At 67.6% G+C, this 26127-nt stretch carries 26 protein-coding genes; 5 read left to right on the top strand and 21 right to left on the bottom strand.

Going from position 1 to position 26127, the window contains the following annotated elements; translation table 11 throughout:
- Nucleotides 1-5 precede the first annotated feature (5 nt).
- A complete protein-coding gene (locus ABQE44_RS16465) occupies nucleotides 6-1463 on the top strand; it encodes a flavin-containing monooxygenase (protein ID WP_448430869.1) in 1458 nt (485 codons plus the stop codon).
- 74 nt (nucleotides 1464-1537) lie between these two features.
- Here ABQE44_RS16465 and ABQE44_RS16460 read toward each other — a convergent pair whose 3' ends face one another.
- From ABQE44_RS16460 to ABQE44_RS16425, 8 genes are all read right to left on the bottom strand, one after another.
- Nucleotides 1538-2860 carry an HNH endonuclease signature motif containing protein gene (locus ABQE44_RS16460; protein WP_448430867.1) on the bottom strand — a complete coding sequence of 441 codons (1323 nt, stop codon included), beginning with the start codon at nucleotides 2858-2860 and terminating at the stop codon, nucleotides 1538-1540.
- Between the two features lie 266 nt (nucleotides 2861-3126).
- Nucleotides 3127-5088: a prolipoprotein diacylglyceryl transferase gene (lgt, locus tag ABQE44_RS16455; protein ID WP_448430865.1), complete on the bottom strand. Its 1962-nt coding sequence runs from the start codon at nucleotides 5086-5088 to the stop codon at nucleotides 3127-3129.
- Entirely contained in the window at nucleotides 5085-5873 is a 789-nt protein-coding gene (gene trpA, locus ABQE44_RS16450) for a tryptophan synthase subunit alpha (protein WP_448430863.1), read from the bottom strand. The genes lgt and trpA overlap by 4 nt, the downstream gene beginning before the upstream one ends.
- Nucleotides 5870-7129 carry a tryptophan synthase subunit beta gene (trpB, locus tag ABQE44_RS16445; protein WP_448394417.1) on the bottom strand — a complete coding sequence of 420 codons (1260 nt, stop codon included), beginning with the start codon at nucleotides 7127-7129 and terminating at the stop codon, nucleotides 5870-5872. The genes trpA and trpB overlap by 4 nt, the downstream gene beginning before the upstream one ends.
- Before the next feature lie 3 nt (nucleotides 7130-7132).
- Entirely contained in the window at nucleotides 7133-7951 is an 819-nt protein-coding gene (gene trpC / locus ABQE44_RS16440; protein WP_448394416.1) for an indole-3-glycerol phosphate synthase TrpC, read from the bottom strand.
- A 71-nt stretch (nucleotides 7952-8022) separates the two neighbouring features.
- Nucleotides 8023-8616, bottom strand: a complete 594-nt coding sequence (locus tag ABQE44_RS16435; RefSeq protein WP_448430861.1) for a TIGR02234 family membrane protein — start codon at nucleotides 8614-8616, stop codon at nucleotides 8023-8025.
- Nucleotides 8613-10139, bottom strand: coding sequence for an anthranilate synthase component I (locus ABQE44_RS16430; protein WP_448394414.1), 1527 nt, complete (start codon nucleotides 10137-10139; stop codon nucleotides 8613-8615). Before ABQE44_RS16430 ends, ABQE44_RS16435 begins: the two co-directional genes overlap by 4 nt.
- Nucleotides 10140-10142: 3 nt before the next feature.
- Complete coding sequence (locus ABQE44_RS16425) at nucleotides 10143-10871, bottom strand: phytanoyl-CoA dioxygenase family protein (protein WP_448394413.1); 729 nt, start codon at nucleotides 10869-10871, stop codon at nucleotides 10143-10145.
- Between the two features lie 98 nt (nucleotides 10872-10969).
- On the opposite strand from ABQE44_RS16425, the gene ABQE44_RS16420 reads away from it, so the two are divergent.
- The gene (locus ABQE44_RS16420; RefSeq protein WP_448394412.1) at nucleotides 10970-11434 is read left to right on the top strand and encodes a peroxiredoxin; all 465 of its coding nucleotides are present in this window, start codon (nucleotides 10970-10972) and stop codon (nucleotides 11432-11434) included.
- A 5-nt stretch (nucleotides 11435-11439) separates the two neighbouring features.
- Here ABQE44_RS16420 and ABQE44_RS16415 read toward each other — a convergent pair whose 3' ends face one another.
- The 10 genes from ABQE44_RS16415 to ABQE44_RS16370 all read right to left on the bottom strand — a co-directional run bounded on the left by ABQE44_RS16415 (nucleotide 11440) and on the right by ABQE44_RS16370 (nucleotide 19402).
- Nucleotides 11440-12351 carry an alpha/beta fold hydrolase gene (locus ABQE44_RS16415; protein ID WP_448430859.1) on the bottom strand — a complete coding sequence of 304 codons (912 nt, stop codon included), beginning with the start codon at nucleotides 12349-12351 and terminating at the stop codon, nucleotides 11440-11442.
- Nucleotides 12348-12695, bottom strand: coding sequence for a phosphoribosyl-AMP cyclohydrolase (hisI, locus tag ABQE44_RS16410; protein WP_448430857.1), 348 nt, complete (start codon nucleotides 12693-12695; stop codon nucleotides 12348-12350). Before hisI ends, ABQE44_RS16415 begins: the two co-directional genes overlap by 4 nt.
- A 28-nt stretch (nucleotides 12696-12723) precedes the next feature.
- Complete coding sequence (hisF, locus tag ABQE44_RS16405; protein WP_448394409.1) at nucleotides 12724-13506, bottom strand: imidazole glycerol phosphate synthase subunit HisF; 783 nt, start codon at nucleotides 13504-13506, stop codon at nucleotides 12724-12726.
- The gene (locus tag ABQE44_RS16400; RefSeq protein ID WP_448430856.1) at nucleotides 13506-14321 is read right to left on the bottom strand and encodes an inositol monophosphatase family protein; all 816 of its coding nucleotides are present in this window, start codon (nucleotides 14319-14321) and stop codon (nucleotides 13506-13508) included. Before ABQE44_RS16400 ends, hisF begins: the two co-directional genes overlap by 1 nt.
- Nucleotides 14322-15074, bottom strand: a complete 753-nt coding sequence (gene priA / locus ABQE44_RS16395) for a bifunctional 1-(5-phosphoribosyl)-5-((5-phosphoribosylamino)methylideneamino)imidazole-4-carboxamide isomerase/phosphoribosylanthranilate isomerase PriA (RefSeq protein ID WP_448394407.1) — start codon at nucleotides 15072-15074, stop codon at nucleotides 14322-14324.
- Nucleotides 15075-15079: 5 nt separating this feature from the next.
- Complete coding sequence (hisH, locus tag ABQE44_RS16390; RefSeq protein ID WP_448430854.1) at nucleotides 15080-15721, bottom strand: imidazole glycerol phosphate synthase subunit HisH; 642 nt, start codon at nucleotides 15719-15721, stop codon at nucleotides 15080-15082.
- Nucleotides 15718-16344 carry an imidazoleglycerol-phosphate dehydratase HisB gene (gene hisB / locus ABQE44_RS16385; protein ID WP_448394405.1) on the bottom strand — a complete coding sequence of 209 codons (627 nt, stop codon included), beginning with the start codon at nucleotides 16342-16344 and terminating at the stop codon, nucleotides 15718-15720. Before hisB ends, hisH begins: the two co-directional genes overlap by 4 nt.
- Nucleotides 16341-17447 carry a histidinol-phosphate transaminase gene (locus ABQE44_RS16380; protein WP_448430852.1) on the bottom strand — a complete coding sequence of 369 codons (1107 nt, stop codon included), beginning with the start codon at nucleotides 17445-17447 and terminating at the stop codon, nucleotides 16341-16343. The genes hisB and ABQE44_RS16380 overlap by 4 nt, the downstream gene beginning before the upstream one ends.
- A complete protein-coding gene (gene hisD / locus ABQE44_RS16375) occupies nucleotides 17444-18766 on the bottom strand; it encodes a histidinol dehydrogenase (protein ID WP_448394499.1) in 1323 nt (440 codons plus the stop codon). The genes ABQE44_RS16380 and hisD overlap by 4 nt, the downstream gene beginning before the upstream one ends.
- Before the next feature lie 138 nt (nucleotides 18767-18904).
- Nucleotides 18905-19402, bottom strand: coding sequence for a hypothetical protein (locus ABQE44_RS16370; protein ID WP_448394403.1), 498 nt, complete (start codon nucleotides 19400-19402; stop codon nucleotides 18905-18907).
- An 856-nt stretch (nucleotides 19403-20258) separates the two neighbouring features.
- Here ABQE44_RS16370 and ABQE44_RS16365 point away from each other — a divergent pair.
- Nucleotides 20259-21392, top strand: a complete 1134-nt coding sequence (locus tag ABQE44_RS16365; protein WP_448430850.1) for a PGRS repeat-containing protein — start codon at nucleotides 20259-20261, stop codon at nucleotides 21390-21392.
- Nucleotides 21393-21474: 82 nt separating this feature from the next.
- Nucleotides 21475-21885 carry a nitroreductase family deazaflavin-dependent oxidoreductase gene (locus ABQE44_RS16360; RefSeq protein WP_448394401.1) on the top strand — a complete coding sequence of 137 codons (411 nt, stop codon included), beginning with the start codon at nucleotides 21475-21477 and terminating at the stop codon, nucleotides 21883-21885.
- Here ABQE44_RS16360 and nadC read toward each other — a convergent pair.
- From nadC to nadA, 3 genes are read right to left on the bottom strand one after another with little or no spacing between them, the layout of a single operon-like run.
- Nucleotides 21882-22748: a carboxylating nicotinate-nucleotide diphosphorylase gene (gene nadC / locus ABQE44_RS16355; protein WP_448394400.1), complete on the bottom strand. Its 867-nt coding sequence runs from the start codon at nucleotides 22746-22748 to the stop codon at nucleotides 21882-21884. The genes ABQE44_RS16360 and nadC overlap by 4 nt on opposite strands.
- Complete coding sequence (locus ABQE44_RS16350) at nucleotides 22748-24328, bottom strand: L-aspartate oxidase (protein WP_448394399.1); 1581 nt, start codon at nucleotides 24326-24328, stop codon at nucleotides 22748-22750. The genes nadC and ABQE44_RS16350 overlap by 1 nt, the downstream gene beginning before the upstream one ends.
- Nucleotides 24325-25350 (bottom strand): quinolinate synthase NadA, encoded by a 1026-nt coding sequence (gene nadA, locus ABQE44_RS16345; protein ID WP_448394498.1) that lies wholly within the window; start codon nucleotides 25348-25350, stop codon nucleotides 24325-24327. The genes ABQE44_RS16350 and nadA overlap by 4 nt, the downstream gene beginning before the upstream one ends.
- A gap of 66 nt (nucleotides 25351-25416) precedes the next feature.
- On the opposite strand from nadA, the gene ABQE44_RS16340 reads away from it, so the two are divergent.
- Nucleotides 25417-26121: an NUDIX hydrolase gene (locus ABQE44_RS16340; RefSeq protein WP_448394398.1), complete on the top strand. Its 705-nt coding sequence runs from the start codon at nucleotides 25417-25419 to the stop codon at nucleotides 26119-26121.
- Nucleotides 26122-26127 lie beyond the last annotated feature (6 nt).

Below are 26127 nucleotides of genomic sequence, written 5' to 3'. Positions count from 1 at the left end.
CAGCGATGAGCCGGGAACCAACGGTCGTCATCATCGGGGCTGGTATCGCGGGTATCGCGACGGCAGTGACGCTGCAGCGGGCTGGTTTTCGTGGCATGACCATCCTCGAGAAGGGTGCCGACGTCGGAGGCGTATGGCATTGGAACCGCTACCCCGGGCTGGCGTGCGACGTGCCGTCGCAGCTGTATCAGTTCTCGTTCGCGCCTAAACCGGACTGGTCGTCGGTCTTCGCGCCGGGGGCAGAGATCCAGCGGTATCTGCGCGACGTCGTCGACCGGTTCGGCCTTGACCGGTATCTCCGGTTGAATACCGAGGTCGTCGCCGCGGAGTTCACTGGGACCGGTTGGCGAGTGGTCGCAGGTGATGGCACACGGTGGGACGCCGACTTCCTGATCGCAGCAACCGGTGTGCTGCATCATCCGTACACGCCGCAGATACCGGGATTGGCCACGTTCGAGGGACAGGTGGCGCATACGGCCCGCTGGGATCACCGCGTCGAAGTGCGCGGCAGCCGAATCGGTGTCATTGGGAATGGTTCTACCGGGGTCCAGGTCGTTTCGGCGTTGCAACCCGAGGCGACCGAAATCACGCATTTCGTGCGCACCCCGCAATGGGTGATGTGGGTGCCGACAAACCTGCGACAACCGAAGTTGGTGGGCAAACTGTTGACTGGGCGGCCGGGGCTGAACCGTGGCTTGTACGAGGTGTTGTTGCAGGGGTCGGGAATTCTGGCCGACGTCACCACCCGGCCGAGTTGGCGACGGAGGCTTGTTCAGGCATATGCGCGGTCGTCGTTGCGTTTTCAGGTGCGTGACGCGCAGTTGCGGCGACGGCTGACGCCGGACTACGAACCGCTGTGCAAGCGCCAGGTGGTCTCGGGTTCCTATTACCGTGCATTGCGGGCTGCCAACGCACGGTTGGTGACGTCGCCTATCGAGGCGGTCACGTCAGGTGGTGTTCGGACGGCGGATGGCGTCGAGGTCGATCTGGATGTGCTGGTGTTGGCTACCGGATTTCACGCGCATAACTACATGCGGCCGATGAACTTACGGGGCCGTGACGGTGTGTCGATCGACGATGTGTGGGCGAAGGGCCCGCGTGCGTATCGCATGACGGCCATTCCTGGCTTTCCGAACTTCTTCACGGTGCTCGGGCCGAATTCGCCGACCGGTTCAATCCTGCTGCAGTACTCCGCCGAACTCACCGCACGCTATATCGCCCAGTGGCTGACCAGGTTTCGCGACGGTGACATCGACACTGTGGAGGTCACCGAGGAAGCAACCGCCAAGTTCAACGACGACGTCGCTGCCGCGCTGGGCCCGACGGTCTGGAACACCGGCTGTAACTCGTGGTATCTCACCGACGAAGGCACCGTCGATCTTTGGCCTTATGATCGCGGGACGATGGCCACGATGCTCAGCGAGCCGGACGACCGCGACTTCCACGTCACCCCGGGGCGTTAGCCGGCACTTCGCCGAGTCGACGCAGCCTGAATCCTTCGATGCCGCATGTGGTTTGGGCATCGGCGGACCGGGTGCTAGTTCAGCGGTTGGGGTGGGGGTTCGTAGGGGTCATAGCACCACCATTGGGCGCGTTCACCGGTCGGACCCGGGCATGGAGGCACCGCGGGTGCGGCGGTGGTGGGTGGGCGCGCCAGTGATGCGTTGCTCATGGTGCGTCCGGCGCTGTCGGTGACGGTCAGGCGATCAGCGGGCCCGGTGATGGTGATCAACCCGCGGTGGTGCAGCCGGTGATGATGGGGACACACCAGCACCAGGTTGTCGAGTTCGGTGAGCCCACCGTCTTCCCAATGTTGGATGTGATGGGCGTGCAGACCGCGGGTGGCCCCACAACCGGGCACCGCACAGGTGGGATGGCGATACTCCAACGCCCGACGCAACCGGCGACTGATCGAACGCGTGCTGCGTCCGGCTCCGATGGGTTGACCGTCTCGTTCAAACCACACCTCACAGCTGGCATCACAGAGCAGGTATTGCCGATCGGCATCGGCCAGCAGCGGGCCCAGATGCAACGAGGCGATGCGGTCGTTGACATCGACATGCACGACCACGGTGGTGCGCTGCCCGTGCGGGCGCCGCGCGGCCTCAGCATCCCAGCTGCTTTCCACCAGATGCACGAACGCCTGCCCCAGCGTCGGCATCGGCGGTGCTTCCGGGCCCGGGTGCTCAACGCTGCCGCTGCTGTCGCTGGTGTCGCGGTCGTGTTTCCAATCGGCCAGCATCCCCTCGTGATGGGCATGCAACGCCGCGTCGAGTTTGGCGGCCTCGATCGCGGGCAGGGTGATGTGATAGCGATGCGAACCATCCACATCGACGGTCTTCGAAATCGTCGGCTCGGGCACCGGCGCGGGCTGCGGCTCGGCATCAGGGTCGGGGTCGGCGTCGTAGTAGGAGTCGCGTTTGGGTTTGGGGTCACGCGGCGGTTCGAGCTTGGTGGCCGTGCGTAACTGGCTGACCGTGGCGTACTCGATCAACTGCGCGTAATGATCATCTGATCCCGCCCCGCCGTACTGGGCGATCACCCCGACCTGATCCAACGACACCCGGCCCTCGCGCAGACTCTGGGTGCAGCGCGGGAACTCTTCCCAGCGCTGAGCCACCGCAGTGATCGTGGTGGCGGTTTTGGTCGATGCCCCCAACTTCCAGGCCACCAACCCCGACAACGACCGCGCCCCAGTCGATCCCCATAACCGGTCACGGTCGATCTCGGCCACGATCTCGACCATGCGTCCATCAATGGCATTGCGTTGACCGGCCAACTCCGCCAACTCATCAAACAACCCATCCAGCCGCTCAACGGAGCTCAACTCCACGGCATCAGATGCGGTCGACGAAGACATAACCGCATCATGACAGCACCTACCGACAAAACCGGACCAGTCGGTCCGCGCAAGAGGTGGCGGTCTGTACTGCGATGGGATGGTCGGCGCGGCAGCCCCGACACGCAGCGGCGTGATAATGCAGTTCCGTTGTGTACCAACACTTCTCGTACGTGAGCGGGAAGCGGCGCAGCACCGTATTCGTCGACCCTGCTGCCGGGCGCCTCGCTGCGAAGGCGTTACCTTAGGCCTGTGGATGAATTCGCAGTTGTGGATAACCGAGCCCGTTAGGTCCTCCGCCGCCTTCGCATCCAGCGGCGTAAGCGTCCTCCCGACTCGGCGGCTGATTCAACAGAAACGGTCTTCGACTGTTCGGTGTCGGCTCTGTCCTGCTCAGTGTTGGCCTCGGCCGTCTCGTCGGTGTCGTCGTCCTCTACATCACCGACGCCTGCCTCGGGCTGGGCGTCCTCGACCTCCGCAGTCTCGTCGGCTTGGTCGGCGCCTTCATGGACTTCGGCGGCGACGTCTTCGGTCTCGACGGCCGCCTCACCCTCGGCCGCACCCACACCAGCATCAGGCTCCGCGGCTTCGTTGACTTCTTCAGCCTCGTCGGCTTCGACAGCCCTGACTGCAGTCTCGACCGTAGCGTCAGAATCGGATGCCCCCGAGTCCCCGTCCGTTTCGGGCTCGGCCTCCTCGTCGGCTTCGTCGGCGCCTTCATGGACTTCGGCGGCGACGTCTTCGGCCTCCTCGAGCCCCTCGACGGCCGCCTCACCCTCGGCCGCACCCACACCAGCATCAGGCTCGTCGGCTTCGACAGCCCTGACTGCAGTCTCGCCCGTAGCGTCAGAATCGGATGCCCCCGAGTCCCCGTCCGTTTCGGGCTCGGCCTCCTTCAGCCCCTCGACCGCACCGACGCCGGCCTCAGGCTCGACCGTATCCGCGCCGGCTGCCTCCGTGACAGCCACCTCTTCGGCCATCGCATCGGCGGCTTCGTCGAGTTCGGCAGCGAGCTCTTCGCCTTCATCGACATCGTCGACGGCAGCCTCAGTCTCCGCGTCTTCCTTGGCCTCCGCGAAGTCCTGCGCCTCGATGATGTCCTCTGCCGGCGCTTCCTCGACATCCTCGGCGAGCTCTTCGGCTTCCGCAGCGGCCTCGGACTCGGTGTCCGGCTCCTCCGCCGCCTCGGGCTCACCTTCCGCGGCAAACTTTTCCGCCGAGGCGATATCTTCCGACGGTGCGCTAAGGACATCGGCGGTGAGCTTCTCCGCTTCGCTCGCGGCCTCGGACGTGGGCTCGTCGTCGACAGCGACCTTCGCCGCAGCCACCACACCCGCCGTCGCGCCCACCGCCGCAAGCTCTTCGGTCACGTCCTCGGCGGACACCGCCTTGCCCTTCAGCATGGCCGGATCTTCGCGGCCCTTCGGCGCAACCATGATGTAGACCACCGCACCGATGAACACGAACGTCGACGTGAACGAATTGATTCGCACGCCGTCGATGAGCGTCGCATCATCGACCCGCAACAGCTCGATCCAGAACCGGCCGAGGCAATAACCCGCGACATACATCGCGAACAACCGGCCGTGCCCGAGCGTGAACCGACGGTCCACGTAGATCAAGAACGCGAAAACCAGGAGGTTCCACAGTAGTTCGTACAGGAACGTGGGGTGTACGACCTGCAGCACCTCACCGGTCGACACGCCGTTGAGGTTGTCGATGAGACCGTTGGAGCTCCTGCGCTCGTAGATCTCCAAACCCCACGGCACCGTCGTCTCGCGGCCGTACAACTCCTGGTTGAAGTAGTTGCCGAGCCTGCCGATGCCTTGGGCCAGAATGATTCCCGGCGCGATCGCATCGCCGAACGCCGGTAGCGGAATACCGCGGCGACGGCATGCGATCCACGCCCCCACCCCGCCGAACGCCACCGCGCCCCAGATGCCCAGGCCACCGTCCCAGATCCGGATCACCCCGGCGAGGCCCGCACCGCCCTCGCCGAAATAGCGCCACCAGTCAGTGATGACGTGATAGAGCCGACCGCCAATGAGACCGAACGGCACGGCCCAGAGCGCAATGTCGTAGATGACGCCGCGTTCGCCGCCCCTGGCCGCCCAACGCCGGTCCCCGATCATCAGCGCCGCCACGATGCCGACGATGATGAACAGCGCGTAGGCCCGCAGCGGCACCGGGCCGAGCTGCCAGACGCCCTGCGACGGGCTGGGAATGTAGGCCAGGACGGTCGTCGTCACGCGGTGACCCTCTGCCGGACACCGTCGGCCAGTTCCTCGGTCAGCTTTCCGAGCACTTCCACGCTGTTTTCCAGCGCGGAGACCAGCGCTGAGCCCACGATCACCCCGTCAGCGTAGGCCGCGATCTCCGCGGCGTGCTCCCGCGAGCGCACACCCAGCCCCACCCCGACCGGGATGTCGGACACGTCCTTCACGCGACGCACCAGTTCGGGGGCCGCCGCCGACACCGCGTCGCGTGCGCCCGTCACCCCCATCGTCGAAGCGGCGTAGACGAACCCGCGTGACGCCTCCACCGTCGTCGCCAGCCGCTCCGGCGTCGACGACGGCGCCACCAGGAAGATTCGGTCCAGATCGTGGGCATCTGACGCTGCGAACCACTCGTCTGCCTCGTCGGGGATCAGATCCGGGGTGATGATGCCCAGCCCACCGGCCGATGCCAGATCACGCGCGAACGCATCGACGCCCCAGCGCAGCACCACATTCCAGTACGACATCACCACGGCTCGGCCGCCGGCGTCGCTGATCGCCTCGACCGCGGTGAGCGCATCACGCACCCTCACCCCGCCGCGCAGCGCCGCATCTGCGGCCGCCGCGACCGTCGGGCCATCCATCCCGGGATCCGAATACGCGATCCCGACCTCGACAATGTCGCAGCCCGACTTCACCAACGTCGTCATCGCCGAGATCGACGTCGGCACATCGGGGAACCCGGTCGGCAGATAGCCCATCAACGCCGCGCGCTGCTCGGCACGGCACGCTTCGAACAGTGGCCCCAGTCGACTCACGATGCACCGTCCAGCAGCCCGAACCACTTCGCGGCGGTCTCGACATCCTTGTCGCCACGGCCGGACAAGTTAACCAAGATGACGCCGCCGCGGCCGATTTCGCGGCCCAACTTCAAAGCGCCTGCCACCGCATGCGCCGATTCGATGGCCGGGATGATGCCCTCGGTGCGACACAGCAGCCCGAACGCGTCCATCGCCTCGGCGTCGGTGATCGGTTGGTACTCCGCACGGCCGATGTCCTTCAGGTAGGCGTGTTCGGGGCCGACGCCCGGATAGTCCAAACCGGCTGAAATCGAATGCGATTCGATGGTCTGGCCGTCCTGGTCCTGCAGCAGATACGAAAACGAACCCTGGAAGGCCCCCGGTGAACCGCCGGTGAAAGTCGCGGCGTGGCGGCCGGTTTCAACGCCGTCACCGGCGGCTTCGTAGCCGACCAGCCGCACCGTCGGATCATCGATGAACGCGTGGAAGATGCCGATCGCGTTGGAGCCGCCACCCACACACGCCGTCACCGCGTCGGGCAATCTGCCCGCCTGGGCCTGGATCTGCGCGCGGGCCTCCAGGCCGATCACCCGCTGAAGGTCACGCACCATCATCGGGAACGGGTGCGGCCCCGCGGCCGTGCCGAAGCAGTAGTAGGTGCTGTCGGCGTTGGTGACCCAGTCGCGGAACGCTTCGTTGATGGCGTCCTTGAGGGTCTTGGAACCCGCCTCGACCGACACCACCTCCGCGCCGAGCAGCCGCATCCGCGCCACGTTCAACGCCTGGCGCGCGGTGTCGACGGCGCCCATGTAGATGACGCACTCCAAGCCCAGCAGCGCGCACGCCGTCGCGGTAGCCACCCCGTGCTGGCCCGCCCCGGTCTCGGCGATCACCCGCGTCTTGCCCATCTGCCGCGCGAGCAGGGCCTGGCCCAAAACGTTGTTGATCTTGTGGGATCCGGTGTGGTTGAGGTCTTCTCGCTTCAGGAAGATCCGTGCGTCGCCGGCGTGCTCGGAGAGCCGCTCAGCTTCGTACAGCGGTGACGGCCGTCCACTGTAATGGTGTTGCAGCCGGTCCAATTCGTCGAGAAACGTCTGATCGCCGCGGGCCTTCTCGTAGGCGGCGGTGACTTCCTCGATGACCGCCATCAGCGCCTCGGCAACGAACCGTCCGCCGTAGGCGCCGAAGTGGCCGCGGGTGTCGGGGTCATGGCCGCTGGGTTCGGCGACGCCGGCGCTCGAACGCGGCAGTTCCGGCCCGGTGAGGTCGGCCACGTGTCAGCGTGAGGGTTTAGGGCACGACGGATGCGCGCCGGCAGTGACCAAATCGGCAACGGCGCCGCGGGGGTCGCCGCTGGTGACCAACCCCTCGCCGACGAGCACCGCGTCAGCGCCCGCGCCGGCGTAGGCCAGCAGGTCGGCGGGGCCGCGCACCCCGGATTCCGCGATGCGGATGACGTCGGTCGGCAACCCCGGCGCGATCCGCGCGAAGCAATCACGGTCGACGTTGAGCGTCTTGAGATCCCGTGCGTTGACGCCGATCACGGTGGCACCGGCCGACAGCGCCCGGTCGGCTTCCTCCTCGGTGTGCACCTCGACGAGCGCAGTCATGCCCAGCGATTCGGTGCGTTCCAGCAGCGAATCCAGCACCGGCTGCTCCAGCGCCGCGACAATCAACAGCAGCATGTCCGCGCCGTGTGCGCGTGCCTCGTGGATCTGATACGGCCGGACGATGAAATCCTTGCGCAACACCGGAATTGACACCGTGGCGCGCACAGAGTCCAAATCCTCAAGGGATCCGTTGAACCGGCGCTGTTCGGTCAGCACGCTGACGATGCGTGCGCCGCCGTCCTCGTAGGCGCGGGCCAACTCGGCCGGATCACCGATCGGCGCCAACTCGCCGCGCGAGGGGCTGGCACGTTTGACTTCGGCGATCACGCCGATGCCGGGCGCACGCAACGCAGCCATCACATCAAGCGGCGGCGGGGCGTCCTTGGCGCGTGCCTTGATCTCGGCCAACGGTATGACGGCCTCACGGGCGGCGACGTCGGCGCGGACTCCCTCGATGATCGAGTCGAGTACGGTTGCCGAACTCATGGGTCCGAATCCCTTCCGCCGTCGCGCCCAATGGTCTGCATCGAAGGGTACCGGCCGCACGCCACCGTCGATCACCGGCCCTTGGTCTCTGGATCGGCCGGGTCGCGCGTCGGATCGGCGCCCTGATCGAGGGCGTCCCAGATCCTGCGTTCGGACATTTCGTCACCGGGCTCCTTGGACGGCGCCGCGGCCCGGCGCGTGTAGCGGGACACACCGGAGCGTTTCGTGGTCGCCGACCGCAGGAGCAGCACCGCGGCGACGAGCGTGACCACCGCGGCGACCAACGTAAGCACCGCGCCCCCGTAGTGGCGCTGGCTGCCGATCAGGTGTGCGACGGGCGCCTCGGCGATGTGCGACGCGCGTACCGCGACGTCGGCCGTCGTCCACAGGGTGATCGCCAGATAAGCCATTCCACCGCTGCTGGCCGCGACCAGCAGCGCCAGCAACCGCAGCGGCCAGCCCCGCACCGCCAACACCGCGACAGCAGCGGCCACCAAAAGCACGGCCAGCGGCACCACCGCCGTCGACCACTGGGCGCCGGACAGCGCGACGGTCTTGGGCTGTCCCAGACCGTCGAACGATGTCACCTCGACCCACGTCATGCGCGACGCACCCCACAGCGCGGCCGCGGCGAGCACGAGGGCGACCTGGGCGATCCGGATCACGGCTCGGCCAGGGTTTCGGCGGCGGCGATGGCGTTGAGCACCGCGCGGGCCTTGTTGGCCGCCTCGGTGTACTCGTAGGGCCCGTTCGAGTCCGCCACGACTCCCCCGCCGGCCTGCACGTAGGCGGTGCCGTTGCGCATCAGCGCGGTGCGGATCGCGATCGCGAAGTCGGCGTTGCCCGCGAAATCCAGGTAGCCCAGCACGCCGCCGTAGAGGCCGCGGCGGGTCTTTTCAACCTCTTCGATGAGCTCCATCGCACGCACTTTCGGCGCCCCCGACAGCGTGCCTGCCGGAAAGCACGCCGTCACCGCGTCCAACGCGGTCTTGCCGTCGGTGAGCAGCCCGGTAACCGTCGACACCAGATGCATGACGTGGCTGTAACGCTCGATGTGGCTGTAGTCCTCGACCCGCACGGTCCCGGGCGTGCAGACCCGGCCCAGATCGTTGCGGCCGAGGTCGACGAGCATCAGGTGTTCGGCGCGTTCCTTGTCGTCGGCCAGCAACTCCTTTTCGAGCAGCAGGTCCTCCTCCTCGCTCGCCCCGCGCCACCGCGTGCCTGCGATCGGGTGCGTGGTGGCGCGGCCGTCCTTGACCGTCACCAACGCCTCCGGACTCGAGCCCACCACCGAAAAATCCAGCCCGCCATCGGCGTTGGGCACGTTGACCAGGTACATGTACGGGCTCGGGTTGGTCACCCGCAGCATCCGGTACACGTCGAGCGGGTCGGCGTCGGTGTCCATCTCGAACCGCTGCGACGGCACCACCTGGAACGCCTCACCGGCTTCGATGTCGCCGACGAGCTTGTCGACGATCGCGGTGTACTCCTCGAGTGTGCGCTGCGAGCGGTGCCGCGGCTGGGGCCGGCTGAACGTGGCCACCGTCGACGGCAGATGCTCGGAGAGCGCCGCGGTCATCACGTCGAGGCGCTTGACCGCGTCGTCGTAGGCCCAGTCGACGCGTTCGTCGGTGCCGTTCCAGTTCACCGCGTTGGCGATCAGCGTGATGGTGCCCTCGTGGTGGTCGACGGCGGCGATGTCGGTGGCCAGCAGCAGCAGCATGTCGGGCAGGCCGAGGTCGTCGACCGCCAGCGACGGCAGCTTCTCGAGGCGGCGCACCATGTCGTAGGCGAAAAAGCCGACCAGACCGCTCGACAGCGGCGGTAGACCCGGCAGGGGTTCGGTTTCGAGCAGTGTCAGTGTCGCGGCCAGCGCCGCCAGCGGGTCGCCGCCGCTGGGCGCGTCCTGCGGTGTGGTGCCCAGCCATACCGCTTCCCCGTCGCGCACCGTCAGCGCCGACGGGGCGCCCGCGCCGATGAACGACCAGCGCGACCAGGACCGGCCGTTCTCGGCCGACTCGAGCAGAAACGTTCCCGGCCGGTTGGCGGCGAGCTTGCGGTAGGCCGACAGCGGCGTCTCGCTGTCGGCGAGCACCTTGCGTGTCACCGGCACCACCCGGTGCTCGCCGGCCAGCGCCCGGAAATCTTCGCGCGACGTGGTCACGGACAGGCTGGCGGTGGTTGGCACCTGTCAATCCTCCCAGACGCAGCCCAGGGCCGAGGACGACGCCGGTGTCAGGGGGCTGGTGAGCACGACGGGTGACTGGGCCATGAACCGTGGGGTGGTGCCGCGGTGCTCGTCGGCGGCATGTGCGGTGAACGGGTGCAGCAGGTACATATCGCCGGGCGCCCCGGTCGCGTACGCCACGTCGCGTCCGGTGCTGACGCGGTCCACCAGCGCGCCCATCTCGGTGAAGTCGACCGGTTCGGGCCCGAGGGCTTTGGCCACGTCGCGGTGTGACCCGACCCGGATGCGCGTCGGCGCGTCGTGTGGTCCGACGTCGGAGAGCAGGGTGAGCAGCAGCATCGTATGCGGACGCCCGGTGACCGCCCACGCCCCGTCCGGTAGCGGTGTGTTCGCGTCGATATGCCAGCCGCGGTCGTCGGCGGCGGGGGCGACCGGAAAGCGCACCGGGATGTTGCCCAATGTGCCGCGCGGCTGCCACCCGCCGACACCGCAGATGCGATCCAGCGCGGCGGCCAGCGTCGGGCTTTTCAGCAGCTCGCCGAACGGGCCCGCGCCGGCCGGGTCGACGGCCCACCGCACCGGTTCCGACCATCCGTTTGGGTCCTGCGGGGACAGCCCGAGTTGACGCCACAGCAGGTCTCGCGCCGCATCGCCGGTCTCGCGCGGCGCCGCCTGCTCGAGCTTGAGGTAGCCGTCGGATATGAACGCGTGGATATCGATGGTCTCGGGCATCGCCGAATATTCTCTCCTCGAAACCGACGCAATGGTCGATCTGGTCGCCCGAAACCAACCAAAACGTCGGCCTGGCGATAGGGCGTAGCGTGACGTGCATGAAAAAGGGTGACAAAGTTGCCGACTTCCAACTGCCGGACCAGACGGGCACCGTCCGCAGCCTCACCGAGCTACTGGCCGACGGGCCCATCGTGCTGTTCTTCTATCCCGCCGCGATGACCCCGGGCTGCACCAAGGAGGCGTGCCACTTCCGCGACCTGGCGGCCGAATTCGCCGCGGTCGGCGCTAGCCGGGTCGGGATCAGTACGGATCCCGTCGACAAGCAGGCCAAGTTCGCCGACAAAGAGGGATTCGACTATCCGCTGCTTTCGGACGCCGACGGCACCGTAGCCGAGCAGTTCGGCGTAAAGCGCGGCCTGCTCGGAAAGTTCATGCCGGTCAAGCGCACCACCTTCGTCATCGACAGCGACCGCACTGTGCTCGCCGTGATCGCCTCCGAGGTCAGTATGGACAGCCACGCCGACAAAGCCCTCGAAGTGCTCAGGCAGCGCCAGTCAGCATGACCCGCTCACGGTGAAGCAGGGCCGATGAAGTCGACCGCCGCGCGGATCGCGGGGCGATGCCGCAGCAGCCGGTAATGCGCCAATCTGCCCAGACCCTTGGTGGTCATCAGCCGTGCGCCCGGCCAGGACGCGACGACCCGTTCGCTCGTCTCGTAGGGCGTGTCCGGGTCGTCCGGATCATGGATGAGCAACAGCGGCGGATAGCCGGTGGGGGCGCCGACGACGGTCATGTTGGTTTCGTGTAGCGCCATGTCGATGCGACGTTCCAGACGCCGATGCAGGCCCGCGCGGATGCGCGGACCAAAGCCGTGGCGTACAGCGAAAAGATCAAGGTAGAGCGGGAATTCGCCCATCGGCGCCAGATACACCAGACGCTCGACTTGCGCGCCATCCGCGACCGCGAACGTGGTCGCGTTGGCGCCGAGGGAATGAGCGATCACCGCTCGCGCCGGGCCGTGTTCTCCGATCATGGCCCGTACCGCTTCTGCGCACTCGATGAGCGTGGTGCGCCCGGGCTTGAGCGCCCCCGCTCCGGACTCGTTGTGGCTGGGCAGGTCGAACGCGATCACCCGGTGGCCGGATTCGACGAGCGGTTTGATGAACATGCCCAAATGCGGGCGTCGCCCGCCCCAGCCATGCACGAGATAGACCGGTGGCCCCTCGCCCCACGATTCGCCCACGATCCGATGGCCGTCCCAGTGCGCTTCCAGCGGCTCGCCGGGGGCGACACCTGGCGGCAGGCGGAGGTCAAAATCCATCACCGGCGGGGTGCACCACAGTTCGACCGCCCATCGCGACCCGATGACGGGCGCGATGCGCTCCAGCCACCAGAACGCCCGACGCACCCCCGGGTCGACCGGCGGTTCGATACCCGATCCCTTTATTGCGACGGCGGTCGCGGGCTCTGCTTCGGTCATGCGGGCCCGAGCAGCTCGTCGGCGTCAAAGCAGGTGTGAGCGCCGGTGTGGCAGGCCGCGCCGACCTGATCGACCTGCAGCAGCACAGTGTCTCCGTCGCAGTCCAGCCGCACCGAGTGCACGTACTGGGTGTGGCCCGACGTCGCACCCTTGATCCACTGTTCGCCGCGTGAGCGCGAATAGTACGTCGCTTCACGGGTTTCCAGCGTGCGGGCCAGCGCGTCGTCGTTCATCCACGCCACCATGAGCACCTGACCGGTGCTGCGTTCCTGCGCCACAGCGACGAACAGGCCGTTGGCGTCGCGTTTTAGCCGCGCCGCGATCCGCGGATCCAGGCTGCTCACCTGTACCCTCGGCTCTTCGCGCAAGCGCTCATCGCACCACGATCCCTTCGGCCGCCATCGCCGCCTTCACCTCGGCGATAGTCAGTTCGCGGAAGTGAAACACGCTGGCCGCCAACACGGCATCGGCGCCGGCGGCCACCGCGGGTGCGAAATGCTCCACCGCCCCGGCACCACCGCTGGCGATCACCGGCACGGTGACCGCCCCGCGGACGGCCTTGATCATCGGCAGATCGAAACCCGCCTTGGTGCCGTCGCAGTCCATTGAGTTCAGCAGGATCTCACCGACGCCGAGTTCGGCCCCGCGAGAGGCCCATTCAACGGCGTCGATGCCGGTGCCGCGTCGGCCGCCGTGTGTGGTGACCTCCCAACCCGACGATGTCGGCTGCTCGCCCTGCGGAACCGTGCGGGCATCGACGGACAGCACGATGCACTGCGACCCGAATTGACGCGACAACTCGGCCAGCAGTTCGGGGTTGGCGATCGCGGCGGTGTTGACCGAGACCTTGTCAGCGCCGGCCCGCAGCAGCGCGTCCACGTCGGCCACCGACCGCACCCCGCCGCCGACGGTCAGCGGAATGAACACCTGCTCGGCCGTCTGCTTGACGACCTCCAGCATGGTGGCCCGGCCCGACGACGACGCCGTGACATCGAGGAACGTCAGCTCGTCGGCGCCTTCGGCATCGTAGACGGCGGCCAGCTCGACCGGATCGCCTGCGTCGCGCAGGTTTTCGAAGTTGACACCCTTGACCACCCGGCCGTCGTCAACATCGAGACACGGGATGATCCGCACCGCAAGGTCTTTGGGGTTCATCAGTAATCCTTGGCTTCACCGACCGATTGGACTAGTTCGAGCAGCCGCCCGTGCACGCGGGGCGCTCCGACCAGCACCGACGGTGACTGCGCTGTCCATTCGTTTCCGGCCAGGTCGGTGGCGATGCCGCCGGCGGCCTCCACCAGTGCGATCCCGGCGGCGTGGTCCCACACGTGGCCACTGAAACTGACTGCGCCGCCGAGGATGCCCGCGGCGGTGTAGGCGAGGTCGATACCCGTCGCGCCGTGCATCCGCAGCCTCGAGCATTTCCGGCTCAGGCTTTCGATGATCGCGAGGCGGTACCGTCCGGGAACCCTGCCGCGTGAGTCGACGTTGAAGGTGCTAACCCCGACGATGGAGTCGTCGAGTTCGCCGGGTTGCAGCCGGTTCTGCTCGACGCCGTTGTAGCGCAGCGGTCCACCCTGGACGCCGGTGAGCCGTTCACCGGTGAACGGCAGCCACGTCAGACCGGCCACCGGCTTACCATCCTGCAGCAGGCCCAGCAGGATCGCGGCGAGCGGAGATCCGGCCGCGTAGTTGAATGTGCCGTCGATCGGGTCAAGCACCCACACCAGCGACGAATCCAGGTCGGCGCCACCGAATTCCTCGCCGTGCACGTCGATGCCGGTGTTGGCTCTCAGCGCCTCGACCACCTGCCGTTCGATGGCCAAATCCACCTCGGTGGCGAAGTCGTTGCCCTTCTTCTGCACAGCGGATTCCGCGCGGTGGCCTTCGATGAACGGCTTGGCCGCATCGTCGAGGATCGCAGTGGCCTCAGTCACGAGCCTGTCGAGTTCGGTTGTGTCAAGCGCCATCTACGACCTCACCGCGGCCAGCGCCTCCGGCAGCGTGAACCGCCCGGCATATAGCGCCTTGCCGACGATCGCGCCTTCCACGCCACGGTCGGTCAGGGTCGCGATGGCCCGAAGGTCGTCGAGGCTCGAGACGCCGCCGGACGCGATCACCGGGGCCTCGGTGCGTTCGGTGACCTGCCCGAGCAACTCGAGGTTAGGGCCTTTGAGCGTGCCGTCTTTGGTGACGTCGGTGACCACGAAGCGTGAACATCCTTCGCGGTCAAGGCGTTCCAGCACTTCCCAAAGCTCCCCGCCGTCGGTTTCCCAGCCGCGCCCGCGCAACCGGTGCGCGCCGCCAGGCGAGGAGGGGTCGATCTTCACGTCCAACCCGACCGCGACGCGGTCGCCGTGTTCTGCAACGACGCCGGCGCACCACGTCGGGTCCTCCAGCGCGGCGGTCCCGAGGTTGACGCGGGCGCACCCGGTGGCCAGCGCGGCGGCCAACGATTCGTCGTCGCGGATGCCGCCGGACAGCTCCACCGCGACGTCGAGCTTGCCGACCACTTCGGCGAGCAGTTCCCGGTTGCTGCCGCGGCCGAACGCCGCGTCGAGATCGACCAGGTGGATCCACTCCGCGCCGTCGCGTTGCCACGTCATCGCCGCGTCGAGCGCCGAACCGTATTCGGTTTCGCTGCCGGCCTGGCCCTGTACCAGGCGCACCGCGCGGCCCTCGACGACGTCTACGGCGGGAAGGAGGATCAGTCGCTTCGACACATCGGTCAACCTAGCCCCCTGACCCAGTTGGTCAGCAACGCGGCACCGGCGTCCCCGCTCTTCTCGGGGTGAAACTGTGTCGCCGACAACGCTCCGTCCTCGACCGCGGCCAGGAACGGGACGTGGTGGGTGGCCCACGTCAACTGCGCGTCGGGCCGACCTTCCCATTGCTGCGCGGCGTAGGAGTGCACGAAGTAGAAGCGGGTTTCGGCGTCCAGCCCGTCAAACAGCCGGGTGCCCTGCGGCGCGTCGACGACGTTCCAGCCCATGTGCGGTATGACCGGGGCGTCGAGCCGCACGACCGCGCCTGGCCATTGGCAGCAGCCCTCGCTTTCGTTGCCGAACTCGACGCCGCGGCTGAACAGGATCTGCATGCCGACGCACACCCCGAGCACCGGGCGGCCCGCCGCCACCCGACCGGCGATGACCTTCTCACCGCCGATTCGGCGCAGCCCCGTCATGCAGGTTTCGAATGCGCCGACACCCGGAACGACGAGACCGTCGGCGTTCTCGGCGGCCTGGGTGTCTGAGGTCACCGTGACGTCGGCACCGACGCGCTCGAGTGCCCGTTGCGCGGAGCGCAGGTTGCCCGAACCGTAGTCGAGGATGACGACGCGGCGGTGCCGCGAATGTGCTTTGGTGCTCATAGCAGCCCTTTGGTGGACGGCACCCCGCTGACCCGCGGGTCGTATTCGGTTGCCTGACGCAACGCGCGGGCGACGGCCTTGAACTGCGCCTCGGTGATGTGGTGCGGATCTCGGCCGTAGATGGTGCGCACGTGCAGCGCGATGCGGGCGTTGGAAGCCAAGGTCTCGAACACGTGCCGGTTGATCACGGTGTGGTACGGCACTTCTGAGCCGGCGATCGTGGTGTGCAGCATGTGCTCGGGCTCACCGGTGTGCACGCAGTAGGGCCGACCGGAGACGTCGACGGCGGCGTGGGCCAGGGTTTCGTCCATCGGGATCCAGGCGTCGCCGAAGCGGCGAATGCCCTTCTTGTCGCCCAGCGCCTGACCCAGCGCCTGGCCCAGCACGATCGCGGTGTCCTCGATGGTGTGGTGGCCTTCGATCTCGACGTCGCCGTCGGCGCGCACGGTCAGGTCGAAGCTGGCATGGCTGCCCAGCGAGGTGAGCATGTGGTCGTAGAACGGCACGCCGGTTTTCACGTCGACGCGGCCGGAGCCGTCGAGGTCGAGCTCGACGGTGATGTCGGATTCCTTGGTCTTGCGTTCGATTTTCGCGCGGCGTGGCGCGCGCACGGGTTCGGTCACGATGCTCCTATTCGGGCGCTGGCGGTCAGCAGCGCGTCGTTCTCTTCGGCCAGACCGATGGTCGAGCGCAGGTATCCGGGGATGCCGACGTCGCGGATCAACACCCCGGCGTCCAGATAGCGCTGCCAGGTCGCGGGCGCGTCGGCGAACTCGCCGAACAGCACGAAGTTGGCGTCGCTGGGGATGACGCGAAACCCCATGCTGCCCAACGCCGCTGTCACGCGGTTACGTTCGGCGATCAGCTCGGCGACGCTGCCGAGGGTGTCGTCGGCGTGGCGCAGCGCGGCACGCGCGGCGGCCTGGGTGATCGACGAGAGGTGATACGGCAACCGGACCAGCAGCAGCGCCTCGATCACCGCAGGCGCGGCCGCCAAATATCCGAGTCGCCCGCCGGCGAAAGCGAAGGCCTTGCTCATGGTGCGGGTGACGACGAGCTTGGTCGGATAGTCGTCGATGAGGTTGACCGCGCTGGGCTGCGAGGAGAACTCGCCGTAAGCCTCGTCGACGATGACGACCCCTGCCGGTGTGGCCTCCAGCAGCAGACGCAGCTGGTCGAGCGTAATGCTCTGTCCCGACGGATTGTTCGGGCTCGCGAGGAAAACGATGTCCGGTCGGTGCGTCCTGATGGCCGCGACGGCGGCGTCGGCGTCGAGGCTGAAGTCGGCGGCCCGGTTGGCCACCAGCCACGTCGTCTGGGTGCCGTCGGCGATGATCGGGTGCATCGAGTAGGACGGCACGAAACCGATCGCCCTGCGGCCCGGGCCGCCGAAGGCCTGCAGCAGCTGCTGCAGGATCTCGTTGGACCCATTGGCGGCCCAGAGGTTTTCCATGCTCAGCGCGGTACCGGTCTGCACGGTGAGGTACGCGGCCAGGTCGGCGCGCAGCGCGACCGCGTCGCGGTCCGGATACCGGTTCAATTCGCCGGCGACCGCGTGGACCGAAACCGTCACGTCGTCGACGAGCGCCTTGGTCGGCGGATGCGGGTTTTCGTTCGTGTTGAGCCGGACCGGAACGTCCAACTGCGGTGCCCCGTAGGGCGACTTGCCGCGCAGATCGTCGCGCAGCGGCAAGTCGTCGAGCGTGACGTTCTTGGCTAGCGTCACGTTTCGAACCTCCGCCGCACCGCTTCGCCGTGCGCGGGCAGGTTTTCGGCCTCGGCCAGCGTGATGACGTATCCGGAGACGTCCTTGAGCGCAGTCTCGTCGTAGTCGACGACGTGGATGCCGCGCAGAAAAGTCTGCACCGAAAGGCCACTGGAGTGCCGTGCGCAGCCTGCCGTGGGCAGCACGTGGTTCGACCCCGCGCAATAGTCGCCGAGGCTGACCGGTGCGTAGGGCCCGACGAAAATCGCGCCGGCCGAACGGATTCGCTGTGCGACGGCGCGCGCGTCGGCGGTCTGGATCTCCAGGTGCTCGGCGGCGTACGCGTTGACCGTGCGGATGGCCGCGTCGAGGTCGTCGACGAGCACGATCGCCGACTGCCTGCCGCCGAGCGCGGCTGTCACCCGGGCGCGGTGCACTGTGGTCTCGAGCTGGGTGGCAAGCGCACGCTCGGTGGCGTCGGCCAGCGCCACGTCGGGGGTGACCAGCACGCTGGCGGCCATCTCATCGTGCTCGGCCTGGCTGATCAAGTCCGCGGCGACATGCGCGGGATCGGCGGTGTGGTCGGCGAGGATCGCGATCTCGGTCGGACCCGCCTCGGCGTCGATGCCGACCTGGGACCGGCAGATGCGCTTGGCGGCGGTGACGTAGATGTTTCCGGGCCCGGTGATCATGTCGACGGGGGCCAACTCGGCACCGTCGGTGTCCGCTCCGCCGTAGGCCAGCAGCGCGACGGCCTGTGCACCGCCGACCGCCCACACCTCGTCGACCCCGAGCAGCGCGGCGGCGGCCAGGATCGTGGGGTGCGGCAGGCCACGGAAGGGTCCGGGCTCCGACTGCGGCGGGCTGGCGATCACCAGGGAAGCCACCCCGGCCGTCTGCGCCGGCACGACGTTCATCACCACGCTGGAGGGGTAAACAGCGTTGCCGCCCGGCACATACAGCCCGACTCGTTCGACGGGCACCCAGCGCTCGGTGACCGCCGCGCCGGGGGCCAGCGTCGTCGTCGTATCGCTGCGACGCTGGTCGGCGTGCACGGCGCGAGCACGGTCGATGGCCACCTCGAGCGCGGTGCGTACCTCGGGGTCGAGTTCGGCCAGCGCCGCCTGCAGACGCTCGTGCGGCACCCGTACCCGGTCGGGACGCACATCGTCGAACGATTCGCCGTATTGCAGGGCCGCTTCAGCGCCGCGTGCGGCTATCGCATCGACGATCGGACGGACCTTGGGCACCACAGCGTCGACATCGACACCGCCCCTGGGCAGGGCCGAGCGTAACCGGGCAGCCGAAAGTTCGGCGCCGCGCAGGTCGATGCGCGCCATCGCGGTGGCCATCGCGGTGGCCTTGGCATCCGGGGAGGTATCCGGGGACGATGCGCTCACCCTGCCATTGTCCCAGAACAGGCCAAATCGATATCGCCGCGGCAACGGCAAGGCTCTGCGGTCAGCTAGAGCAGGCGCTTACTGGCACAGTTCGATGAGCTTGTTGCTGGCGGCATCAGCCTCCTGCAACCGCGCGGTCTGTTCGGGATCGGTGTTGGGGATGCCTGCGGTGGAGCGCGAACCGATGTCCATCAGATGGTTGGCGAACGTCCGCACGGCGTCCGCAAGCTCCTGTGGGGTGTCGGGCTGCAGCCGGGCCAGCAAGTACTGGCCGCCGTCGTAGAGCGCGAGGCGGGCGTTGGCCGCGACCGCCAGTGAGCCGGTGACGTCTTCCGGTCCGCCGGGGGGTTCAAGGTTGGTGTTGATCTGTACGCCGTTGCGCACGACGGCGAAGGTCTGGCAGATGCTGGCCTTGGGGTCGTCGGTGGGCGTGCCGGCGAACAGCGACGTGGACTGCGGCGGCTGCTCCGGTTCCTTCATCAACGCCCAGACGGCGAGACCCCCTGCGACAAGCGCGACGACCAACGCCGCGACCGAAACGATGAAACTTCTTGACGACCCCGATGCTTCAGACATGCGGCCGATCGTAGCGACCGCGCCCGGCTCGACTGCGAAGTTGGGTCGGCGAGTACGCAGAAACTGCGTCACGCGTGCAGCAAATGACGAATACGGCAAGAACCCGGTGGCGTCTGTTGTTGCTCTCTGACCGGGAAATGCGAAGCCCGACGCAATTTCAGCAAACTCGTGCAGGAATAATTTGCCAATTTCCTGGCTATCAAGATCAGTTAGCTAGCATTGCTAGAAGAGATAGTTTCGCTTGAAAGTAGCTGATCTTGACCGTTAGCCAAATAACGAACATTTAGATGGTTCTAGTTACCGGACGCGTAACTTGCCGGCGACGAAAGGGTGCGCCAGCGAACACTCCGACGGGACCAGCCGCCGGCCGACTGGGCACCCCTACGGGCCCCTTGGCGTTGCAGACCTTTGCAGGACCGTCCAGACTCTACGTGTCTACCTGCGTTTTTAGTAACACCGAGGTCGGGACGGATAGTCGCCACAGGCTCATGCGCCAGACTCGACAACGTCGCGCGCAGCAAGCGACCACTAGGAAATCAACGGCTGTGTCAGCACGTCAGAACGGTTTGCGAAAAATTCTGAATCTGATTTGGCCAAGTTGCTGGCCTTTGCTCTTCAGAACTGTCAATATGTTCCCAACCGGCATTCATCGATTAGCTGTGTGAAGACCAGACGTTGGGGGCTGAAGAAAATCGGTCCACGGTTGCGCGAATGGTAATCGGCGGGGGTCGGGTGCGTGATCCATTTCATGAAGGGGAGAAACATGTCCACTGCAACTTCTGTCGGTAAACACCGCGCAGCTGCACGAGGTACCAACGTCCGGCGCGCGGTTGGCGGCGCAATGGCTGGCGGGGCCATGGCCGCGGCATTCGTCGGTTTCGGCTCGGTCGGTACGGCCCAGGCCGCACCGCTTGATTGCCCACTGTTCTGTGATTTCGCGGGGGGCAGCTTGGTCGGCGACGGCGGTGCGCCGCAGGCTCTCGCGTTCAACCCGGGCGATGCGGTGAACTTGTTCAATCCCATCCTCGACAACCCGCTGACGTTGGTGTTCACCTTCGGCATGATCGGCAACGGCGCCGATGGCAACGCGCTGCACCCCGACGGCTTCAACGGCGGTTTCCTGTTCGGCAGCGGTGGCGACGGCTACAGCCCGACCGAGATCGACGGTCTTCTCATCCCCGCCGGCAATGGCGGCAACGCCGGCCTCTTCGGCGGCAATGGCGGCAACGGTGGCAACGGTGCCAATGGACTCCTCGGGATCGGTCCCGCTCAGAACGGCGGCGCCGGTGGCAACGGCGGCTTCTTCGGTAACGGCGGCAACGGCGGCGACGGCGGCGACGATCTCGGCGTTCTCGTCGGCGATGCGACCGGTGGCAACGGCGGCGCGGCCGGCCAGGGCGGATTCGTCGGGACCGGCGGCTCCGGTGGCGACGGCGGCGACGCCCAGACACTCGGCACCGGCACGGCCACTGGCGGCACCGGCGCCGACGGCGCCAACGGCACCATCGGTGGTGGTGACGGCGGTGATGGCGGCAACGCCAACGCTGTCGGCACCGGCGCGGCTACCGGCGGCGACGCCGGCGACGCGGGCAACGCCGACTTCTTCGGCGGCGGCGGCAGCGGCGGCAACGCCGGTCACTCCACCTCAACCACCGGCACATCCGCCGGCGGCAACGGTGGTGACGGCGGCAGCGGCGGGTTCGTCGGCGATGGCGGTAACGGCGGCAACGCCGGCAACGCCACGTCCGCGGGCGGCAACACCAACGGCGGTAACGGTGGTGACGGCGGCAACGGCGGCTTCTTCTCCGACGGTGGCAACGGTGCCAGCGGCGGAAATGCCAGCGGTGGCGATTCGACCGGCGGCAACGGCGGCAACGGCGGTTCCGGTGGCATCTTCGGCAACGATGGCAGCGATGGCCCGGACGGCAACGATGGCAGCGACAGCGCCGATAGCGCGGACAGCACGGATAGCAGCGACTCCGATGAGTAGTTGTCCCATCGGCTGACACCGCACCAAAATGGCGATGCCCGTCCCCTTGTGGGGCGGGCATCGTCACGTAATCTCAACGTTCATGTCCGCCAAGGATCACCCCAACCACGCTCCGGGCGTTCCGATGGTTTATCCGCCGGCGTTCGAGCGCCTGCAGATCAAGTACATGAACCCGGTTGTCAAACGGATGGCGCGGTTTCTGCCCGGCCTTGCCAAGATCCGCCACCGCGGCCGCAAGTCCGGGAAGACCTATGAGACCGTCATCACCCCGTTCCGCAAGGACAACACCGTTGCCATCGTGCTGGGCCACGGCAAGACGGACTGGGTGAAGAACGTGCTCGCTGCCGACGAGGCCGAGGTGGTCTTCGGCTCGCGTACGATCCGCATCGTCAATCCGCGGATCGTGCCGGCCGGCGGCGACGCGGAAGGCCTGCCGTTTCCGGCCCGCCTGCAGGCCAAGAAAATGGGTGTGCTCGTCGCCGATATCGCCTAGATGTCCAGGCCGATGTCGAGAACCGACACCGAGTGCGTGAGCGCGCCCACGGCCAGATAGTCGACTCCGGTGCCCGCATACTCGGCGGCGGTTGCCAGCGACAATCCGCCGGAGGACTCGAGTTTGGTTGCCGGCGAACGGGAGTCGCGGCGCTGCACGGCAATCTGCGTCTGCCACACCGGGAAGTTGTCGAGAAGCACCAGCGCTTCATCGCCGAGATCCTCGGCCAGGATTTCATCGAGTTGTTCGAGCGAATCAACCTCGACTTCACACGGCAGCCCCGGTGCGGCCGCGCGTACGGCCCGCAGCGCGGCGACCACTGAACCGGCGGCCGCCACGTGGTTGTCCTTGATCAACGCTGCGTCGCCCAGACCCATGCGGTGGTTGACGCCGCCGCCGACGCGCACCGCGTACTTCTGCAGGGCACGAAGACCCGGCAGCGTCTTGCGGGTGTCGCGGATCTTGGCCTTCGTCCCGGACACCGCATCCACCCACGCCGCGGTGGCCGTCGCGATACCCGACAAATGGCATACCAGGTTCAGCGTCGTCCGTTCGGCCGTCAGCAGGCCCCGAGTCGGCGCCTCGACGGTCAGCACGGCGGCGCCGGGTTCCACCCGTGTCCCATCGGCCGCCCGGTGCGACACCTGGTATCCGTCCGCGCCGAGCACCTCGTCGAACGCCAGCAGCGCGACATCCACACCGGCGATCACCCCCGCCTCGCGGACGACCATCGACGCGGTCGTCGTCGCATCGGCGGGAACCGTGGCTAGTGTGGTGACGTCGGCGCCGTAGCGCAGGTCCTCCTCGAGCGCGCGGGCGATCACCCGGCGCGCCTCGGTCAACTCGTCGGCGGTCAGTTCCATCAGCAGTACGCCGCCGCGGCAACCAGGCTGCGCGTCAGCGCGGGATCGGTGGCCGGATGGTCACGCCGATGGTGGCAGCCGCGGGATTCGGTGCGGGCCAAGGCCGCCGAGGCCAGGGCACCCGCAGTCGTGCTCAGCGCGACATCCTCGAAATCGGTGCGCGAGCGGATGGCGCGCTGCGGCGCGTCCTCCAGCTGCGCTGCCAGCACGCCGAGGCCGTCTGCGTCGCGCATCACCGACGCGTGGCGTGACATCGCTGCTTGCAGGTCCACGCGCCGCAGTGCGCACCGTGTCACCGGCTCAGGCGGCTGTGCCGTCACCGGTCCGGCCGTCAGAGCATGTGCGGCAGCGGCGTTTCCGGCGCGACCGCCGACCACCAGTCCCTCGAGCAGGCTGTTGGACGCCAGCCGGTTCGCGCCGTGCATGCCGGTACAGGCCACCTCACCCGCGGCGAACAGGCCCGCGATGTCGGTGCGGCCGTGCACGTCCGTGAGGACGCCGCCGCAGCTGTAGTGCGCGCCGGGAACCACCGGAATGGGCTCAACGGTGGGGTCGATACCGGCGGCCCGGCAGGCGGCGGTGACGGTCGGAAACCGGGTGGTGAAGTTGGCGATCCGCCGAGCGTCCAGATACACACACTCGTCGCCGGTGGCCTCCAGCCGGGCGTGGATGGCACCGGCGACCACGTCGCGCGGAGCCAGATCCCCCATCGGGTGCACGCCCTCGGTGACCGAAATCCCTTGGGAGTCAATCAGAACAGCGCCTTCGCCGCGGACCGCCTCGGTGATCAGCGGACGTCGACCGCCGGCGTTTCGGTCGAACAGCATGGTCGGATGGAACTGCACAAACTCCAGGTCGCCGATTGGCAGCCCCGCCCACATCGCCAGCGCCACACCGTCACTGGTCGACCCGGCAGGGTTGGTGGTCGCCGAGTACAGATGGCCCAGTCCGCCGGTCGCCAGGATCACCGATGGTGTGTGCAGGACGCCGGGACCGTCGTCGCTGAGCACCAGCACCCCGGTGACCGCATCGTCATCGCAGAGCAGTTCGACGGCCACATGGTTGTGTCGGATGTCCAGGACCGCGGCCGCGCCGTTGAGTGCCCGCTGCACCTCCGCGCCGGTCGCGTCTCCCCCCGCGTGGATGATCCGCCTGCGTGAATGGCCCCCTTCCCGGGTCAACGACCACCGCCCCGGCACAGCTTCGTCGAATCGGGCACCGTCGCCGACCAGGTCGCTGACGGCCCGATAGCCGTCCGCCACGATCGAGCGCACCGCCTCGGGGTCGCACAGGCCCGCACCGGCGGCCAGTGTGTCGGCGACGTGCGCCTCGACCGAATCCCCGTCCTCGCGCAGCGCGTCCGGTAACACCACGGCGATACCGCCCTGCGCGAAATAGGTTGCGGTGGTCCCCCACAACTGGCCAGTCTTGCTCAGCACCACCACTTTGCGGCCGAGCCGGTGCGCGGCCAGACCCGCGACCAGCCCGGCGACCCCGGTGCCGATCACAACGACGTCAGCGCGCTGCTGCCAGTGGCCCGCCCAGGGGCCCGACCCGCCGCAGGCCGCGGGACGCGTCATTCGCCGCCGCCGGGCCGGCCGATCTCGATCATCCGCTGCACGCTGGCCCGCGCCAGCCGCGCCGTCTCCGGGTCGACGTCGACCTCGTCCTTGCCCTCCAGCAGGCAACGCAACAGGGCGGCAGGCGTGATCATCTTCATGAACTTGCACGACGCCCGGTCGTTGACCGCTTGGAAGTCGACTTGCGGTGCGGCCCGCCGCAACTGGTGCAGCATGCCGACCTCGGTGGCCACCAGCACCTGCCGCGCGCCGGTCTCACGGGCGGCTTCCAGCATGCCGCCGGTGGACAGGATCTTCACCCGGTCCTGCGGAAATGCGCCCTCACCGGCCAGGTACAACGCGGAGGTGGCGCAACCGCATTCGGGATGGACGAACAGTTCGGCGTCCGGATGGCTGCGCGCCTGGTCGGCGAGCTCATCACCGTTGATGCCGGCGTGCACGTGGCACTCACCCGCCCACACGTGGATGTTCTCGCGGCCGCTGACCCGTCGCACGTGGGCGCCCAGAAACTGGTCGGGGCAGAACAACACGTCTCGGTCGGCCGGAATCGACTCGATCACGTCGACCGCGTTGGACGACGTGCAGCAGATGTCGGTCTCGGCTTTCACCGCAGCCGTGGTGTTGACGTAGGAAACGACCACGGCCCCAGGGTGTTCGGCTTTCCAGGCGCGTAGCTCGTCGGCGCTGATGGAGTCGGCCAGAGAACAGCCGGCGCGCTGGTCCGGGATCAGCACGGTCTTGTCCGGAGACAGGATCTTGGCCGTCTCGGCCATGAAGTGCACGCCGCAGAACACGATGGTGTCTTCGGGCGCGTCGGCGGCGATGCGCGACAGCGCCAGGGAGTCGCCGACGTGGTCGGCCACCTCCTGAATCGCCGGCAGCTGGTAGTTGTGCGCCAACAGCGTCGCGCCCCGCAGATCGGCCAACCGACGCACCTCGGCGGCCCATTGCTCGTCGCCGTCGACGCCGGAGTAGCCGGTCGCGCCGTCGGTGATCCGGCTGGCCAGATCGTTGGCGGGCATACGGTCGAGAACCGTCACGGTGTCTCCTCCATCCCGTATCGGGGTTTTCGACTTACAATCGAAAACATGCAATATGGTAACACCGCACATGAAGTGCTCGCCGTCGTGTTCCAGGTTCGGGGTGTGCACCCGCAGGACGAATCCGAGAAACCGGGACTTCACGTGCTGTTATGGCAGCGGGCGCTGGCACCCGAACGCGGCAAGTGGTCGTTACCGGGTGGCCGGCTGGGCGTGGACGAGGATCTGACCAGCTCCGTTCGCCGGCAACTGGCCGAAAAAGTCGATCTTCGTGAACTTGCTCACCTCGAGCAGCTGGCGGTGTTCTCCGATCCCCATCGGGTGCCCGGCGTGCGCACCATCGCGTCGACGTTCCTCGGCCTGGTGCCCTCCCCCGCGACGCCCGAGCTGCCACCCGACACCCGCTGGCACCCGGTGAGCGCGCTGCCGCAGATGGCGTTCGACCACGGGCCCATGGTCGAGCACGCCCGCGCCCGACTGGTCGCCAAGCTGTCCTACACCAACATCGGCTTCGCCCTGGCGCCAACGGAATTCGCGTTGTCCACGTTGCGAGACATCTACCACGCGGCGCTCGGACACCAGGTCGACGCGACGAACCTGCAACGTGTGCTGGAGCGACGCAAGGTCATCACCCGCACCGGCACTACGGCGCGGTCCGGTCGCAGCGGCGGGCGGCCCGCGGCGCTGTACAGGTTCGCCGACGCGCGCTACCGGGTAACCGACGAGTTCGCCGCGCTTCGGCCACCAGGCTGACCCGGC

The sequence above is a fragment of the Mycolicibacterium sp. XJ2546 genome, from assembly GCF_053483195.1.
Note: the sequence above shows the minus strand (reverse complement) of the source record. Positions and strands in the feature narration are given on the sequence as shown.